The organism is Neoalteromonas facilis, from assembly GCF_002807665.1.
GTDB classification, from domain to species: Bacteria; Pseudomonadota; Gammaproteobacteria; order Enterobacterales; family Alteromonadaceae; genus Alteromonas_E; species Alteromonas_E facilis.
The window spans coordinates 18192-34677 of sequence record NZ_PEAY01000005.1 but is presented as its reverse complement, the minus strand read 5'-3'; the positions used below and the strand labels follow the sequence as shown (position 1 = coordinate 34677).

The 16486-nt window shown below is 40.6% G+C and carries 15 protein-coding genes and 1 riboswitch; of the genes, 7 read left to right on the top strand and 8 right to left on the bottom strand.

The genetic code is table 11. The features are described 5' to 3' along the window. The first annotated feature begins 44 nt into the window (after positions 1–44). From CSH93_RS14725 to CSH93_RS14715, 3 genes are all read left to right on the top strand, one after another. Positions 45–767, top strand: a complete 723-nt coding sequence (locus CSH93_RS14725; RefSeq protein ID WP_100644055.1) for an NYN domain-containing protein — start codon at positions 45–47, stop codon at positions 765–767. A gap of 21 nt (positions 768–788) precedes the next feature. After that, on the top strand, positions 789–1448 hold the full coding sequence (locus CSH93_RS14720) for a HEPN domain-containing protein (RefSeq protein ID WP_240615622.1): 660 nt from the start codon (positions 789–791) through the stop codon (positions 1446–1448). A 90-nt stretch (positions 1449–1538) separates the two neighbouring features. Next, positions 1539–2303 (top strand): HNH endonuclease family protein, encoded by a 765-nt coding sequence (locus CSH93_RS14715; RefSeq protein ID WP_100644054.1) that lies wholly within the window; start codon positions 1539–1541, stop codon positions 2301–2303. A 37-nt stretch (positions 2304–2340) separates the two neighbouring features. Here the strand turns inward: CSH93_RS14715 and CSH93_RS18230 are convergent, their stop codons facing one another. From CSH93_RS18230 to CSH93_RS14695, 4 genes are all read right to left on the bottom strand, one after another. Continuing rightward, a complete protein-coding gene (locus CSH93_RS18230) occupies positions 2341–2469 on the bottom strand; it encodes a hypothetical protein (protein ID WP_276307708.1) in 129 nt (42 codons plus the stop codon). Between the two features lie 117 nt (positions 2470–2586). Continuing rightward, positions 2587–3609, bottom strand: coding sequence for an alpha/beta hydrolase family protein (locus CSH93_RS14710; protein ID WP_100644053.1), 1023 nt, complete (start codon positions 3607–3609; stop codon positions 2587–2589). A gap of 660 nt (positions 3610–4269) precedes the next feature. Further along, positions 4270–4794, bottom strand: a complete 525-nt coding sequence (locus CSH93_RS14700; RefSeq protein ID WP_164078385.1) for a 5' nucleotidase, NT5C type — start codon at positions 4792–4794, stop codon at positions 4270–4272. Next, entirely contained in the window at positions 4787–5089 is a 303-nt protein-coding gene (locus tag CSH93_RS14695) for a hypothetical protein (RefSeq protein ID WP_100644051.1), read from the bottom strand. The genes CSH93_RS14700 and CSH93_RS14695 overlap by 8 nt, the downstream gene beginning before the upstream one ends. A gap of 6 nt (positions 5090–5095) precedes the next feature. Continuing rightward, positions 5096–5209: riboswitch (SAM-I-IV-variant riboswitch) on the bottom strand. Between the two features lie 176 nt (positions 5210–5385). On the opposite strand from CSH93_RS14695, the gene CSH93_RS14690 reads away from it, so the two are divergent. After that, positions 5386–5802 carry an antitoxin Xre-like helix-turn-helix domain-containing protein gene (locus CSH93_RS14690; RefSeq protein WP_100644050.1) on the top strand — a complete coding sequence of 139 codons (417 nt, stop codon included), beginning with the start codon at positions 5386–5388 and terminating at the stop codon, positions 5800–5802. Positions 5803–5919: 117 nt separating this feature from the next. Here CSH93_RS14690 and CSH93_RS14685 read toward each other — a convergent pair whose 3' ends face one another. Together CSH93_RS14685 and CSH93_RS14680 are read right to left on the bottom strand one after the other, a co-directional pair. After that, complete coding sequence (locus tag CSH93_RS14685; protein WP_100644049.1) at positions 5920–6819, bottom strand: hypothetical protein; 900 nt, start codon at positions 6817–6819, stop codon at positions 5920–5922. Continuing rightward, complete coding sequence (locus CSH93_RS14680) at positions 6816–12047, bottom strand: hypothetical protein (protein ID WP_100644048.1); 5232 nt, start codon at positions 12045–12047, stop codon at positions 6816–6818. Before CSH93_RS14680 ends, CSH93_RS14685 begins: the two co-directional genes overlap by 4 nt. A gap of 576 nt (positions 12048–12623) precedes the next feature. Here CSH93_RS14680 and CSH93_RS14675 point away from each other — a divergent pair. Further along, a complete protein-coding gene (locus CSH93_RS14675) occupies positions 12624–12809 on the top strand; it encodes a hypothetical protein (RefSeq protein ID WP_100644047.1) in 186 nt (61 codons plus the stop codon). A gap of 259 nt (positions 12810–13068) precedes the next feature. Here the strand turns inward: CSH93_RS14675 and CSH93_RS14670 are convergent, their stop codons facing one another. Together CSH93_RS14670 and CSH93_RS14665 are read right to left on the bottom strand one after the other, a co-directional pair. Continuing rightward, on the bottom strand, positions 13069–14451 hold the full coding sequence (locus tag CSH93_RS14670) for a HipA domain-containing protein (RefSeq protein WP_100644046.1): 1383 nt from the start codon (positions 14449–14451) through the stop codon (positions 13069–13071). Next, entirely contained in the window at positions 14438–14716 is a 279-nt protein-coding gene (locus CSH93_RS14665) for a helix-turn-helix domain-containing protein (RefSeq protein WP_100644045.1), read from the bottom strand. The genes CSH93_RS14670 and CSH93_RS14665 overlap by 14 nt, the downstream gene beginning before the upstream one ends. Before the next feature lie 296 nt (positions 14717–15012). Between CSH93_RS14665 and CSH93_RS14660 the strand changes: the two genes are divergently transcribed. Together CSH93_RS14660 and CSH93_RS14655 are read left to right on the top strand one after the other, a co-directional pair. Next, positions 15013–16017: a helix-turn-helix transcriptional regulator gene (locus CSH93_RS14660; RefSeq protein WP_100644044.1), complete on the top strand. Its 1005-nt coding sequence runs from the start codon at positions 15013–15015 to the stop codon at positions 16015–16017. 141 nt (positions 16018–16158) lie between these two features. Beyond that, positions 16159–16422 (top strand): hypothetical protein, encoded by a 264-nt coding sequence (locus CSH93_RS14655; protein ID WP_100644043.1) that lies wholly within the window; start codon positions 16159–16161, stop codon positions 16420–16422. The last annotated feature ends 64 nt before the right edge of the window (positions 16423–16486 follow it).

Below are 16486 nucleotides of genomic sequence, written 5' to 3'. Positions count from 1 at the left end.
ACGTTAGGAGCTAGTATCAAAGGGTTACTTTGAAAGGAATCGACATGGCAAACAGGAAGTTAGCGGTACTTATAGACTCTGAGAACACCCCACATTCCAAACTCTCTCTTATCATCGAAGAACTTTCGTCCTTTGGCCAAATAATAGTCAAACGTGCATATGGAGATTTTTCTTCCGATCACCTTAAGAACTGGAAGAAGCCATTAAATGAGCTTGCCATACAGGCAAAGCAACAGTTTTCTTATACCGTGGGTAAAAATTCCACAGATGCACTTATGATTATTGATGCGATGGATTTGCTGTACAGTGAGCGGTTTGATTCATTCGCAATCATCTCAAGTGATAGTGATTTCACTAGTTTAGCGACGCGCTTAAGAGAGTCTGAGATTTACGTTATTGGTGTAGGCAAATCATCAACTCCTAGTTCATTTAAGAATGCATGTGGGGACTTTATTGCTTTAGAAAACTTAGGTTTAAATGAGTCACCAGAAAGCAATATCAGCGAAAATATCGAAGCGGATAAAGAGTTGTGGCAACTGATGCATCAAGCTTGGCAAAATTATCGTGATGAAGCTGGTTGGGCGAAATTAGGTGAAGTTGGAAAGTACCTCAAACGCTTGAAATCTGATTTTGATACTAGAAGCTATGGCCTAAAGAAGTTGTCGGACTTTTTTGAGTTGCATCCCGATAGATATAAAACGCGTAACACAAAAAATTCAGGTCTTGAATTTCAGCTGATTACAAAATCGAGTCGCTCTAGTTCTTAATTAAACTGTTGGGAAGTTCGCATGATAATAAGCCATAGTAAACTTAAAGCTCGACAACGAGCAGAGCGAGATGGGCATAGTGAGAATCTCGCGTTAAGAGTCCATCGAGCACTCAGTTGGCTGAAGAGAGCAGAGGCGGAAGTGGATGATTTAGATGCTAAGTTCATTTTTTTATGGATCGCTTTTAACTCAGCATATGCGCATCAGATCCATGACAATAAATTGTTTTCTGAGCAAGAGACCTTTCGAAATTTTTTGTCTCGGTTGTGTGAGCTGGACAATCAAAGCCGATTATCGGATCTGGTTTGGAGGGAGTTCACATCTTCGATTCGAATGTTGTTGAACAACAAATTTGTGCATGCCGGATTTTGGGACTTTCAGCGCGGTGAAAAAACTAAAGAAAAGTGGCAAGAAGAATTTGATGCTTCGAAATCCTCCGCTAGTAAGGCTCTAGGTAACAAAGATACTGCTGCAGTCCTAGGCATCATTTTCTCACGGCTATACACCCTTAGAAATCAAATGATACACGGGGGTGCAACTTGGGATAGTAAAGTAAACATCGACCAAAAGAGAGATGCTGTTAATTTCCTAGCTAAGTTTGTGCCTTACACTATAGAAATAATGCTAGATAGTACTGACGTGGTATGGGGAGAGGCTAGTTACCCAGTGGTGAAGGAATAGATTCCTAAGCTTTGTACTTTCGGATCCCATACTATGATGCAAGCATACCTGATAAATAGATAGCATCTTATTTAGGCTCATGGAGCACACATGAATACACAAGCATTACTGATTGCTTTAATGTTGATTTGCTTTTCTTCAAGTACATTTGGAGTGGTAAAGCAATCTCGCTCTGGAATATGTCACCCTCCCGATTCACCATGGTATGCAAAGACGAGTAACAAGGTTACATTTAAAAGCGTAGAAGCCTGCATAGAAGCAGGAGGACGATTACCGAAGGGGTATGTCCCGTCAAAGTCAGCCGCTGATATGGTAGAGGATGCAACCAATGACGCTATCATCGAAGGACGAGATTTTGTTACTCTCTATGACCGGAATGATTACAAGCATTGGTCAGATTTTGATGGAGATTGCCAGAATACTCGTCAGGAAATTCTCATTTCGACCTCTCAGGTAGAGGTGACATTTACGAACGCAAAGGCATGTACTGTAAAAACGGGTAAATGGTATGACCCTTATACAGACAAAACGTGGACGAAAGCTTCCGATGTTGATATTGACCACATTGTTCCTTTAGCCGCTGCTCACTCGCGTGGCGCTTATGCGTGGTCTCCTAGTTTAAAAGAACAATTTGCCAATGATCCTCTGAATCTTATACCTGTCGAAGACAATACTAATCAGGAGAAGGGAGCAAAAGGACCTGCAGACTGGATGCCGCCCAATCACTCATATCGATGTGATTACCTAAAGCGTTATCAACTAATAATGAATAAATACGGTCTGTCTTATCATTCATCTGAAAGGCGCGTAGTGGGCCGGATGATGAAGGCTTGCAACATCGCTATTGATTTTTAGCTGGGTTGCTCTTTTTCAACGGTATGCAAAAACGTTGTTAGCTTTGCTCGTTCGCTTTTTGTTTACGCTGATTACGCTCTCTACTTTCTTTTATCAAAGCTTTGGCTCTGGCTGCAGATGCAAGTGCGCTGGCTCTAGCCAATACCTTCTGTGCTTGTTCTGGCATATTAAATCCTCTGCATTTCTAGTTTCATACTACATAGAATTGAGCTTGTAGGTCAATTGCATCGCGCGAATACGTGTTTTGATGACGAGTTTGAAAGCCAGTGGCAAGTGGTGCTTCTCATTCGCTAAAACTGATGGCCTTTAGGTATTCATCAATTTTGGGCAACAAGCTTGGCCAATAAGAAGGCAGGTTGTGCTTCGCTCCATCAATGATCATGAATTCATATGGCACATCTGATTTCTTTAACTGCTCTGCTAAACGATACGCGTTTCTAATATCCACGCGCTCATCTTTATCGCCGTGAATAATTAACACAGGTGGTGCGTGTCCGACTTCGCCATACCATCGAGCGGGTGACCGTTTGTGAAATTCGTTGTCTTTTGTTTCGTCGGTATATTGGATACGCTTTTTCAACATGGTTGCAAAATTATCGTCTCTCTCTTCCATTAGCCAAAGATCAGAAATGCCGGCGAGTGTGACTACTGCCTTTACCCGCTCTGTCTGACTAGCAGCTACCAATGATTGCATGCCACCTCGGCTGATACCTAACATAGATATGTCCTGCTTATTGGTGTTGGGCATTTCATCAATGATGGATATCAGACTTAAAACGTCGCGAATATCAGAGCCGCCGAACTCATCAACTCCTTTATTGAATTTTAGATTCATCTCGCCTCTAAGGTTGCCCCGATAGTTGCTAGCGATAACAGCATAACCTGCATCGGCAAAAGGCATTAGCAGCATCATCACACTACCAAAGTTCCAGGAGCCAAAAAATCCGTTACCACCTCGGTTAACAATGAGCACCGGCTTTTTCTCTTGCCCTGTTTTGCTAAACATGTAGTAGCCGTTTATGTCAAAGCCATCCACTTTGTATATGATCGTCTTGCAGTCGAGATTGTCTCGATAGTATTCAAATGTACTTTTAGGGAATGCGGCATCAAATGCGGCCTCTCGCTTGGCTCTATCTTCACCTTCGCGCCCCTTCATTAGTTGTTCTTTCCAGCTTTCATGATCTGCAAAAACACCTTTGAAACATGGCGCCGACTTATTGATGAGGCTTTCACCTCTTATTTCATTTGAATGTGCGACTAATGAAATGAGGATTGATAGTAGAATGATGATCCGTGGGCGTTTCATGAAGCAGAATCCTTTCTGGTGTTTCAATTTTGGGCCGAGTAATTTTTCGCCTAGGTAGATAAATGGCAAGGAAAATCGTTCCGCAATTCATCATATATTGTTTAAGTTTACATGATAAAGCAAAGTTACCATTATGATATTGGTATTAAAAATTATTAAAAGAAGACTAGTGCTATATTTACACTGTTCCTGAATTTAATTTTTGATGGATTACACACAATGGAGAAAGCGCTGCCTAAGCCAAAATCTTCAAACGAGGATTATGATATCTACTACAGAGACTTCTTTTGTATTATGTCATCCGATGGAATGTGTATCTCAGGACTCGCCGAACACCCTAGCACAGTTGTGAAGAGTGAAGGTTCAAGTCAAAAAAGGCTTTCTAAAGAAGTCACTTAGACGATTTGCCCTGACTTTAATCTTGGGAAGAGAGTGAATGTCAATGTATCAGTTCATCAAAACATCTCGACAATCTGCCTCAAATGCTCCGATTTATGATATGCCTCAGGACCTCATCGATAAAAAACGTAGACCAACACAGGAGGAATTTTGGGGATCAGTATGGGCTAGCGGCGTTACGAAGGAAGAGTGTGCTGAAGCTAGACGAAAATTAGCGGCCTCACTTACAACTAAACCTCAGCATAAAAATAGCGATGGCTTCTAATCCTCAGGTTTTCTCGTTAAAAGGCATTGAGCGTCATTAATATTCAGCCCTCCATTTGCAACATGTCGCATATGTTTCATAACTGAATGCCAATTTGGGAATTCTTCTTTACCAAAGTGAATGTGAGTGCCTTTGAATCGATCTGCTCCGTTGGCGGTTCTATCATCGATTAAATAGTCGCCCTCATTTAGATGCTTGTTGTGACTCAAAATGAGTCTTTTATATGCTGCTTTACCTAAGTGTTTCTTAACCCATAATAATTTATCTGACCATGCTGATGGGTTCTCCCATGGGGATGTGGACAGGATATAGGTATCGCAGATTGTCGATAATTCATTGAAAGAATCAATCGCACCCTCAATAGGCTCCATTAAACTGAAGATCCCTTCTACTTCATCAAGTCGATTGTCATACTTCTTCAGTATCTCGGGAGGTAGCTTAGGAAAGGCTGACGGGAAGTCGACTAGTACATTGTCCATGTCGACATAAACTGTTAGTTTCCTTTTCATTTGATTACTCATTATGGCTCCTTGGTTTCGGACGCAACGTATTCAGCCCGCCAACAATCACAAAGGCTTTATCTTTTGAAACTTCCTTTTTCTCTACAGGCTTGAGCATTGACTTTTGAATTGTGCTTATTCCTCGCGCGTGTTTAATACCTGACAATATTCCAAGTATCGACACGTCGGGTTTATGCTGTTCTACATATCGACGGATATAACTCTCTTTCTCTGATACAACGAACTGAGTAACTTTATCATTACCGCGTTGAAAAATGACTAGATATAGATTCATGCTTAGTGTTTCCTTTTGCATGAGCACATCGCCTTTTCCATTTTCCTATATTTAGGACACATCCCATCATGTTTGATGGAAACCACCTTATTCGACGAGAACAGGTTGGTGAAGTCTGGCGACTTACTCTTAATGTTTGATTGATCAGATATTAAGTTAACATGTGGACGTCTAGATGTCCATACTGGTTATTCCTGTTTTTCTTTTGCTTACATTTGAGTTTAACTTTTAGCGAATAGGTACTAAATTTAAAAATACGAAAATCACAAACTCACTAACTCTTTAGTGAGCGTTAGCGCGCGTCGTAACAGGGTTATATGAATACAATAATAGCTAATACACAAACCGAAGAAGCTGCCTCTCCCGAACAGTTATCAAAAGGGCTTCATGTCGCAATAAATGTCTTAAGAAAATGGAATGCAACGCCGGCGCAGATGTCAAGCATATTGGGTGTATCGACTGCGACTATCAATCGAGTCAAGCGTAAAGAAATCGTGAGGTTGAGTAGAGACCAGGCCGATCGCGCGAGCTATGTTCTGAATATTCATGCTTCACTCAGGACGGTGTTTGAAAATCCGAAAAATATTTACGGATTTGTTAACATGGAAAACCACAATCCATTTTTCAATGGCCGCACGCCCTTGTCGCTGATGGTCGAAGGCTCGATGGCTAATCTGTATGAAGTCTTTAAACGAATAAATGCTTTAGAAATGTTGCATCATCAGCAAACCTAGCTTGCTGTTTGCTGATCACTCTCTTTTTTATTCTTTATTAGATCTTTTTTGACAGTAGCCTTTAAATCTAGAGTCTCACTCACGTTCAATTTGCCTACAAGGCGTCCCACACTGTAGTCATTCGTCATCAATAAAAAGATCATCAAACTTATCAGAGCTTAAGTTATTTTCGATGACTTCTACTATGTCCGCTACATGACTAATTCTCCTATTATTTAAGTTGTCAGTTTCGACGACTAATTTGAGTTTAACTGGCTTTCCGCTGTTATTTCGTTCTAAATCCAATAGTTCACATTTAATAGATTCTTCATAGGTAACTGTTCGGTCCCTCGGAATCAGAAAATCGTTACATGTCGCTTTTGACAATTTAACGTGCGTGTCACTCCAGATCATGCCATTAACGTAGGCTATATGAGTAATAGTTTCTGCGCTTACGATTTCTGGCGTGCTGTTGGCAAGGCGCGGGATTGTCAATGTCACTCCGTTGAGATCGCATTGAGTCGCTCGTTCGGGTAGGTTTCGGCTGAATTTGAGGAACGACTTTAATATTCTAGCTTCGGTGTTATTTGAGACCGCTAATTCTTTTGTTTTGATGCTGCTGTCAGTATCGAGTAGGTTCTGTTGAGCAAGGTTTTTTATTTTTACTTCGATGGAATCAATATTTGGGCTATCAGCCAAATCAGCCACCGCATCTAAACTAGATTGGATCATGCTTTCACACTCTTGCATTATGTTTAACCAGGTCTTCTGCGGCATGTTCATATTTCGTGTCTGTGCGATGAGCGATAATTGAAGTGAGTTGCTGTCTTTCTTTATCTCCTTGATGATTGTGAAAATAACCATGTTGTCGTTTATCTTAGTTGAAAATTTTGAGAACAAAGCTGCTCTGATATTTTCTAGATGTTCGCGTGCAGCCTTCTGGGTTCTTTCGTCGACTGGGGACCAACTTAGATTGCCGTTTAATTCAGAAATATTGCATTCGTGTATGCTGATCAGATGATGCATTCGGTGATTCATTTTTTAATCCTTAGTTGTATATAGTTGTTTGAAATTTGCTCACTCATCATCGACTCACTTGACGTTATGAGCTTTAAGTAAATGTTTAGAATGAAGATGACGCGGTGGATAAGTCGCCGGTCTGACAGTGCGTTGATTTTGAGTGACGCCATCATTTGCTGTAGGGCTTTAATTTTTGCCGTCCGAGCAGGTAGTTTTCCAACAGTCGTCACAACATCGCTTAGGAAAGCAGCTGGCCAGGTGTCTTTGATGGTTGGTTGGCTAAATTTGACGCTTAGTTCGACATTGCTCTTGATGAATTCAAATAGCACTTTCAGGCTTGTTGCGTCCGCTGCGTTTAATACCAAATTGGTTTGACTATCAAAATCAAAAGTATCTACCCACAAGTTTAATGCGTGATTTAAGTCCTTTAACTTTTTGTCAAGGCAATCGCAATTTTGAAGATTTTCTAGTGCTTTATAAAAGCGAGTTTCAGCTTCTCTATTAAAATGTGAAACGACATCATGTGCTTCTGAATAGCTAAGAGCATCATTTTGTTTTTGAAAGAGGTTATAGATAGAAAAACCGGAGTTGATTTCTACTTGAGCAGCAGCATCAAAGACCGAATGGCTGTCAAAGAAACGATTCATGCTACAGTTTTCGATAGCGCTCGCGTTGATGGCAGATTGTGAGTACCAAAGCAGCTTGTTTGCGATGCCTATCAGCGTCACTTCAGTATGTGCAACGTTCAAATCAAGGCCAGCCTGTGTTACTTCTCTTTTTTTTTGAGTCTCAAATGGTGGCGTTGAGATAAGCTTCGAAACCCTTTTGTTTATTGTCAATGCGGAAAATGACTCGCTTTTGTTTCCTCGACTTCTTCGTTTAAGCGCAGCGCCACTTTTATTGGCAAGGCAATAGTCTCGCCCAGCGTCAGTTAAATGACTTGAAAAATCGGTAAGAGTATTTCTTAAAAGTTCGCTATGACAATGCGTGTAAGAAGTGAGTGTCGTTAACTCGTCTGAGTGGCCAACTGCGGTCGCTATGTGTCTAAGCGGATAAATGTTTGTATTGAAATTTTCAATATCTTGTTTGCCGTATGCTTCTCGTAGTGACTCAAATTTCTGCGAAAATTGTCGACCAACATAGCTATGCCTGAAGTGGTGAAACCTTAGCGATCCGTCGCCGGTTATACCGCGTAGGCACTTATGAATTATGTCTATGGTTCGTGATGGCGATATTAACTGTCTGCCAACAGCATTTTGGCTGTTGAAGAGTGGCGTTAATTCATCTCGTTCTCTTTCTGCAATCTTTGAGATAATTAACGCTTCTAACGCTTGTTTTTCGACATCGTGAAGAGACTCATTGCTGACAAATGCCCGCTTTCCGTTTTCGCTTTTGAGTCCGCGAATGATGTTTTGCTGAATAAGTATTTCGAGACATTCATTGTCGATGACATCTCGTGCCAATAGGCCAAAGGCTTCAAAATAGCGAAGTGCAGCGCGATAGCCTAAAACGACAAGCGCTATCAGTTGTAAGCGCTCGTGCTCGTCAATAAAGTCAAGAGTACTTAAAGTGGCAATTAGATCTAGATATTCGCTCTCAGAAATAAAATTCGCGTCGATATTGAATGGAATACTTGAGCTCTGCGCAGCAGCAAAGATAATGCTCCACTCAATATCTTCGAAACCGTAGCTCTCGCACAATAGACCATGGAAGGCTTTAATCACGGTGCACATGACGTCCTTACTTTTACCGCTAGTTCGACTTAATGCATCACAATAAACTTCTTCCCAGAACACGGCATTTTGTTGAAAGAGATCGACGCCAATTGGCCTTTCGTCTAGCGGTAAAAGGACTTTAATGATGGTACCTAAATATTGTCTCACCGTTGAATATGCAGGGTCTGAAGTAGCTTTGGTACCATTTTTAATCATCGATAGTGCGTAGTCGGCTACCAAACCTGCTTGAAGTGACCAATTATTTTCAGAGGTAAAAAGTTCATTAATCGCATTAAGGAGGTGATTCTTTTGCTTTACGTCGCGTTTTTCGTTTCCCGCAAATGCTAGAGAGCTAATATCTTTGTTTATCTTTCTTAAATCCTTTTTTAGGCAGAGCAAGTTTTTGCCAGTGTTTTTCCCAGAAAGTATTAATGGCAACTTTGTGAAGTTTCGTTTGCGTGCTAATTCTTCTTTAATATTTTCATGTGCCAGTGATTGGTCACTTGATAAACGTGTTACTACTTTGAGCGGTAAACTCGCTGTTAGGTACGTTCGATTCGTATAGCCTCGTAAGCATCCTGGCAGCTCTATGATGGCAAGGCAGTTCGCTGAATGAGCGAGGTAAGAACTGGGATAATTAGCCTTTACGTGTAGAGACAATAAAAGTTGAGATAACGCTTTAGTAAATTTTGACGTTGAGAATCGATAGGACTTTCCGTTAGTTATTTTTAGATATGCGAGGATTAGGCCGGAAGTTATGGCGTCAGCGCTCCACTGATAACGATATTCCGGGTCATCAGAGCATTGCGTAAAATCGATGATGATACTGTCATCTATCTTAAATAGAGACGTGTTTAACATCGAAGGGAGCCTTTGTATAAAAGGTTCATAAGACATCCCCCCCAACAAGGCTGCAGAAACTGTTATCTCAGCGAGACGAGTGTAAAGTTCAATATCACTCAGAGATTGTTTGTTGAGATAGGACAAAAATTGAGATCTTAAGCTTTGGGCGTCGGCGTAATATTTAAGTGTTAAGGCAGAAAATGGAGTTGCCTCAGAACGAGCGCTGGCAAATTCGCGTGTTTTTGAAAGTCTTAGCGCCAACTCTTTGCGGATCTTCGCTAAGCAGCGTTGTGTTAATTTCTGTTTGTCCCTTTTTGTTACATAAAGCTCTTCTAAAAACGTCAATTCATCAACGTTAAGTTGACTGATTTTTCGTTTGTGAAAATGCTCGACTATTGTTTGCTTTAAGTGATGTCTGGCGGCTGCCTTGTTCATCTCGCTTACTTTTTGTCGCTTTTCATAGCCGAGTTTCCGTTTGGGATCTTGGATTGGCTGCGCGAGCTTAGGTAAAGATGTCGTTTTACGTATAGGACTTACAATTGGCCTCCAATCGTGTTCGAGTAAGAATGATTCTATACAAGGCCTAATAATATTAAGTGCATCAAGACAAGAGATAGTTGAGCGAACGCCAAAAGGGTGCTGGGGGCCGTATATGTGACCCAGTTGAATTTTAACCAGATCACCGCTGGGTAATAATTTCATGAGCTCTGTGGCTAGAATATGCCTAGTGAAATTAACAGGCCATCGCCAGTAATTCTTAAATTGTTCCTTTAATATTTTTTGTGTAATTGAGATAAATTGATGTGGGTTAGCATCATCTAAGTAAAAGAAAAGTGGGAAATTTGAGCTCTTCTCGCTTAAAGCTGCTTCAAGTTTATGGGCCAGATTTCTGAGAGCTTGATTTTCAAACAACTTGCTCGGAAGCGCTTTTAGATACGAAAGATAATACTCGACTTGTTTAACAGCTGAATTGCTAAGCGCCGCAATGCGCCAAATCGAAGAAGCAGAAGTTGATTTGTCTGAAATGGCGATTAGGCCATTCTCTAAATCGATTTGCTCTAGGCTGCCAAACGGATCTTCGACGGGGCGATGCCCTGTGGCCAAAAACAACAAGGACAGACAATAGTCAGTATATCGATTATGTATCTCGATGATATTTTTGCAGTCTTTGGCCAACGAGATTTCATTAAGAATTGACTTTCTTAGACAATCGATGTCGTTTCTCGACGGGTGAGGAAGCGTGACTATTTTGGCGTCGCAACTTTCGCTAAGTGGGTTTGGATCTGACGGTACATAGAAATCTTCAGTTAAAAGGTTCTGCGTGGCCTTATTATATGCCTCTTTAAGTCTTTGTATTTCATGAGAAACATAGTAACCAAGATATGCGTGTGCCTGCGAAGGTTTACTTGCCAGCAAAAAGCTTAGACTCTCATCCCTATAAAGTAGCTGAAGTTCTAGATGCAGGGCAGCTGGTACTTTGTCCATTTTGATCCGCTGACATTGAGGAAATTTGCGAATCTTTCGGAGTAACCTTTTAATACCTTCGGTTGCGTCCTCTTTGCCTTTGAATAAGCTATTTAGAATGCATTGTTTTCGAACGGGAATGTGAGCAAGCCATTCTTGCAGAAACTCAGGGAAAGGTAATAACACTTCATCTGCAACTGCGAGTTGGGAAGGTGTCTTAAAATCTGGTGTGTAACCATCAACAGGCCTACTAATTTTTCTTCTATAAAGACCATGCTCTGTGATTTCACCCGTAGTGCTTTTTTTAAAGTTAAATACATCCTCAAGATATTGACCTGTTAAATACGAGATAAATAATAAGCCGGCTGAATTTCGTTCAGAATCACAGTCGCCCTTTAACGCCGAGACTAATGCACTTACAAAGTGTTTTCTTTCAATGGCAGTTAATCTTCTATAGTCATTCGGCGTTAGAAATTGACACTTCTGTATCCAATGCTTAGAACTTTTTTCGTGATCAATTTCGCTTCCTTTTGAATTGTCGAGGAGGCCATTTTGGGGGGCATCGCTTTGTGACAGAATTTCGAGATGAACGTCAAATAGCCTTATAAGAACTTTGATGAACCTTTTTTCCTTGCTATTAAGGTTGCCGTTTTCTGTTGCTCTATTCGCTTTATCAATAGCTTTATTTAAATCTTCCCTATCGCAGCCTATTTGGGCATACCACGCGAGGGGGAGAGGCGAGCATGCTCTGTCACTGATAAACGAGCGTATATCGTATGCGAAGTTCACAAGTTCTAAGTTGTGTCGAAATATTGAGGCGCAAAGTAAGTCACAGAGTAATTTCGTCAGTCCCAACTCATATTTATGTTTAGAGTCCCCTATTAGTTCGAGTTTCGCGAAAATTAAGGCCGGAACTGGATAGCGTATTTTAGTACCACTAATTAGATTTTGTTTATTGTAGGAGTGCGTCGGGGGCGTACTATACTGATCATCTTCTAACACACTTTTTAATGCACAAAGCGTCTCTTTTTTTATCGATTGAAGCGATTCAGAATGGTTTAAGTCAAAGCTGAACAACTCAATTAGTCGCTCAGCCAGAATAAAACGACCTTTAAAATGATGATCAATTCCTAGCGTATCTTCTAGTTTATCTAACACTTTTTTATATTCCGGGGCTGCATAATGCGACAAAGGCAGGATCAGCCGATCACGAAAGTTGGTCATAAACCCCCCGGCAAATCGAGTACTTTGAGTACCCCACTAAATCTGACTGATTGCTTTTCGTCGTCCTCATCGCATTGCTTTCCGAATAAACTCTCTTTTACCATTAGCTTGTTAAATAATTTTCTAGTTGGGCTTCGCTTAGTGCTTTTTTCAACGTTACCTCAAATAAACGTCAATATTTTTGGTAGACGCAGGTTTTTTCCCGGCCCCACGCTTTTTCTTTGAACATCAATTTGCTTTCATTGGCGGCCTTAGATTAGTAATGCGAACTTTTTTCACTTTACTGGCGGTGAAACCGAAATTTTTTCGCAATCAAGAGAAAAACCGATGGAAGTAGAGAGTTTGCTAATTATTCGAGTCGGCATTGAAAGCCTGATAAAGCTATAATTATCAATTGGATATGTTTAATTTGGTCATTCGTAGGGATGACGTTACGAGTTAACTTCGCTGCCAAGCCTGAGTGAAAAATTTAATTCTTTATTACTCAATGCTTTAATGGCGAGTTCGAAAATCAAGCGAAATTTCATCTTTTTTACTGTGATCTTTGGGTTATCCTTAATCTCAGAGGTGAAGAAAATGAATGAAATATTCACAATTAAATCATCGAATTTATGGACATCTTTGAGCACCTTGTTAATGAGGGGTGTATTAACAGAAGACCAACAGCTGGATGCTGAGCGTTTTACTCTGCGCTGTGAAAAGAATAATTGGACCTATGAGACGTTAGGCGATGGAGAGTCAATTCGGGTTTTGGGCTATTGACCTTAAACCTAGGAGTTTATCGGCATGTGGGTTGAGCATGTTGCTGCATGGAAAGTTTACGGGCTAGTCGTAATGTTGCTTGGACCTTTAGTGTTGGCTCTATTAACAGAGGTTATATGTCCTGTTGATAAGGAAACAGGCCGACGATATTTCCGATTCACTCCTAACGCAGACAAAAGTCAGTAGCTTGTCTCTCTATAAATTTGTCCATCAACTTCACTTTATGCGGACTTGTTGAGCGTAGTTGAGAGGTATTAAATTAGATTAATTGAAACATTTCTGTGATCTGCTTTGATTCTTCTTTTAACTCCTCAATGGCCTTTTGAACGATGCTGACACAGAGTTCGACATGTTTGCTTTCTTGATCTGAAAGGTCATATTTTAAGGTTAGGCTCTTGGCTTTTTCGATCCCCAGCTCTACTTTGCTTATTAGTTGAGTAATGAGCAGGTGAAGGCGTTCAGGGCTTATAGCAAAGGAAGATGCAAAATCAGCTAATGCATAGGCGGTAATAGGGTTTGTGAAATTACCTTTCTCACCCTGCTCATACTCTCCGATGGACATGGCATAGCTGCGAAGTGCAGCTTCTTCACTAGCATTTCCCCCACTTTGTTTTTCAACCTCGCATAGCAGAGCTTCTATGTTAACTAAATCATAAAATGGCGTTAGTTTCATTCCCGCACGGTTGATAAAAAAGCTAATGTTTTTTCCGTGTGCATCATAGTTTCGATTTAACACATTGAATATCAGCCATCTGATGAGTGATGTTTTGTATGCTGCTTGATTCGATGTTTTGATGCCGAAAAGCTTTGGAAATGAGGCGCCATCTCTAATGAATGCACCATCTCCGCTATCACCATGTTGTCTCTCATACTTATAAGAAGGTGGTAAGTTTATCGCTTGACACCCATCAATTACGTGTCGTCGCAATACTACATCTTTGTCAGGCGTCCATTGGCGGTCAAAGCGATCTATCACGAATGTCCTTACACCACCGTAATCACGGAGTTCGATATGGGGAATCTCTAATCCTGCTTCTTTTGCCAACGCCATGGTGAAAAACTCATTAACGGCTATAAAAGGGACCTTTCCGGTTTCGAATTTAAAAATGCGATTTGAACATAAGTTACCTTCTCCGAACCCAAGTTCACCATTTCTCTCAAGAAAGTTGAGTTTATCTTGCACGCCTGCAACCGATAATCGAGTCGTTCCATCCCATTGTGATAGCGAAGCTGCACTTGATTTGAATTTCTTGAGCCTGTCTGACAGCTCTTCTTTTGATACGGCTCGAAATGACGTTTCCACAGGGGGAGATTTAAAAGGGCGAAATGAGATGGCCCCTGATGTATCGGCACCAATAACTCTAATGAGACCAAAGGCGTTGTTTTTTGAAACAGTTGTATTGGACGTAATTTCCTCTAATCCGCGACCTTCAGGTAGAAGGTTTTGAATAAAGTTACGAACAGCTCTGCTGTCGAACTTTCCATCTAAGGGGAGATGAGGAGAAAATGCAAAGCCTTCTTTCACCCAGCCCGGCTCATATACCAGTGACATTTCAGATTCTGTTGCAGATTCTAAAGTCAGGGTAGCTATTTTGTTTAGTCGAGTGCCAATGAATACATCTAATGAATTAGAACCAGTCATCTTGTATAGCCTCGTCACTTACTTTTTCTTGCGAGTCAGTTAAGTCATCAGAAATTATTTGAAATGAGAGCCCTAAGTACTCCATGACTTTTAGTAAAATCGCAAAATTAACCTTATCGTCGCCTTTCTCAATTTTAACTAATGTTTGTTTTGATATAGAAAGCGTCGTTGCGACATCAATCAAGCGTAGCTTCATGCCAGTTCGTTTAGCAGCAATCGCTTTGCCAAGAAGCCCTGTGGAAAACATGCCTGTCAAATCAGGCATAGGATTTGGTTTGACTGCTTTTCCGCCTCTGCGCTTCATAAAAGTATATTAAATTGGTATTTTGTGTTGAAGGTAGCGAAGAATGGCCATTAGGTCAATCTTAATGGACTTATTGCTGTCTATTATGGGATGCCCATAACGTAGTCATGTGGAACAGGTGTATTCTAATTAAGTCTATTTAAATGGTCATTAAGCCAGGTTTCTTAATGTGCGGACCTTAAAGACTAATTAAGTGAACTTTAATCGGACGTGCAGGAAGCGGCAAACAATGAAGAAAAATATTAGAGGGAGTTAACATGTCTAGTTCGCATGAAGCTATGAATCGATTTTGGTTTATCTTGAGCAAGATTCCTCGTTTCCCTCAGACGGTCACGGTGAAGGAGTTAAAAGCATCACTTGAAGACGACGGTATTTATGCAAGTCTGAGAATGATACAACGCGATCTTAACTTTCTTTCTTCGATGTCACTTTTCCCTATAACACATGAATCTATAGGTAAAAAACACGCATGGTTTTGGCCAACATCATGTGCTTTTTTAACGTTGCCAGCTATGTCGAGCAATGTAGCACTGACTTTCCATTTAGCTCAAAAATATTTGTCACCTCTATTGCCTCCTCACTTGTTGAATGATCTACAGCCGTATTTTGATAGTGCAGAGAGGATCCTCGATTCACAGGCTTCTAAAGCAAACGGTTGGAGAGACAAAATTCTTCATATCAATTCGGGGCCGTTTTTTCATCATGTTACAGCCGAACCAGATATCTTAGCGTCTATATATCAAGCTGTTTTCCAGCAGCACAAATTCAAAGCTGTATACAACCGCAGAAACGGAAATCCCAAGTGCTATGTGTTGTCTCCCCTAGGGATAGCTGTAAAGGGGGCTAGGATCTACTTAGTTGCGATGAATGAGAAGGGAGATGTTAAGCAATACTTCGTAAATAGATTTATTTCTATTGAATTACTAAGCGAGTCTGCCGCGATAAATAAGGATTTTTCTTTGGCCCATTACGCAGAGCAGCAAGGAATGTTTGATTATCCAAGAAGTACCAATTTAGAAACCATAGAGTTAGCGGTTAAAGACGAGTTCATTTTTTACTTTAATGAAACGAAGATAGGAGAAGATCAACATATTTTGAGCGATCAAGATGGTACTTACATGGTACGAGCCAAAGCATTGATCACCGATGAGATGCTGTGGTGGCTAGTTGGTCGGGCAAACATGATTAAAGTCTTGTCTCCTAAAATGTTGAAAGATGAGGTCAAACGTTTACTAGTCATTGGACTAGAGAGTTATTCCTAATCTCCTTCAAGAAATTTGGCGTCATTACTTCCAAACTCTTTGGCAGCGAGTTTTATTTTCAATTGCGTCACAATGTGACGCTTTTAGAGTTTAATCTTAGTCTCATCATGAAGAGCGGATTGCTGAAACGATAGGATTAACATGCTTAAGTTTAAAGAATACTTAGAAATGTTCTCTAACTCTGGAGATATTAAAGTTCATGTTGAATTTAAAAAATTTGGCGGCTCTATAGCACCCAGATTTATGCAGTCCAAGGAGATATTAGCGCTAGTATCGGACAACAAATTCATATCAGAGATTATGTTTGATGGACATCCATTTAGGGTTATTGAATATAAGATAAAGCCATCAATTAAAGCGTTAGTTATCGTTGCCGAGCCTGTCAATGGGGACGCTATATGTTGATTGTGAGGCGTTATTCCTCTACAACAGTATGTTCAAGGAAAGAATATGCGGCTTATTTAAGGAG

What these genes read in the sequence shown, in the direction of transcription:
- CSH93_RS14695 (WP_100644051.1), bottom strand. Translation starts at nt 5,089, where the DNA reads ATGCAAAAGGAAACACTAAGCATGAATCTATATCTAGTCATTTTTCAA.
- CSH93_RS14655 (WP_100644043.1), top strand. Translation starts at nt 16,159, where the DNA reads ATGCTTAAGTTTAAAGAATACTTAGAAATGTTCTCTAACTCTGGAGAT.
- CSH93_RS14675 (WP_100644047.1), top strand. Translation starts at nt 12,624, where the DNA reads ATGAATGAAATATTCACAATTAAATCATCGAATTTATGGACATCTTTG.
- CSH93_RS14700 (WP_164078385.1), bottom strand. Translation starts at nt 4,794, where the DNA reads ATGAGTAATCAAATGAAAAGGAAACTAACAGTTTATGTCGACATGGAC.
- CSH93_RS14685 (WP_100644049.1), bottom strand. Translation starts at nt 6,819, where the DNA reads ATGAATCACCGAATGCATCATCTGATCAGCATACACGAATGCAATATT.
- CSH93_RS14725 (WP_100644055.1), top strand. Translation starts at nt 45, where the DNA reads ATGGCAAACAGGAAGTTAGCGGTACTTATAGACTCTGAGAACACCCCA.
- CSH93_RS14670 (WP_100644046.1), bottom strand. Translation starts at nt 14,451, where the DNA reads ATGACTGGTTCTAATTCATTAGATGTATTCATTGGCACTCGACTAAAC.
- CSH93_RS18230 (WP_276307708.1), bottom strand. Translation starts at nt 2,469, where the DNA reads ATGCCAGAACAAGCACAGAAGGTATTGGCTAGAGCCAGCGCACTTGCA.
- CSH93_RS14665 (WP_100644045.1), bottom strand. Translation starts at nt 14,716, where the DNA reads ATGCCTGATTTGACAGGCATGTTTTCCACAGGGCTTCTTGGCAAAGCG.
- CSH93_RS14720 (WP_240615622.1), top strand. Translation starts at nt 789, where the DNA reads ATGATAATAAGCCATAGTAAACTTAAAGCTCGACAACGAGCAGAGCGA.
- CSH93_RS14690 (WP_100644050.1), top strand. Translation starts at nt 5,386, where the DNA reads ATGAATACAATAATAGCTAATACACAAACCGAAGAAGCTGCCTCTCCC.
- CSH93_RS14680 (WP_100644048.1), bottom strand. Translation starts at nt 12,047, where the DNA reads ATGACCAACTTTCGTGATCGGCTGATCCTGCCTTTGTCGCATTATGCA.
- CSH93_RS14710 (WP_100644053.1), bottom strand. Translation starts at nt 3,609, where the DNA reads ATGAAACGCCCACGGATCATCATTCTACTATCAATCCTCATTTCATTA.
- CSH93_RS14715 (WP_100644054.1), top strand. Translation starts at nt 1,539, where the DNA reads ATGAATACACAAGCATTACTGATTGCTTTAATGTTGATTTGCTTTTCT.
- CSH93_RS14660 (WP_100644044.1), top strand. Translation starts at nt 15,013, where the DNA reads ATGTCTAGTTCGCATGAAGCTATGAATCGATTTTGGTTTATCTTGAGC.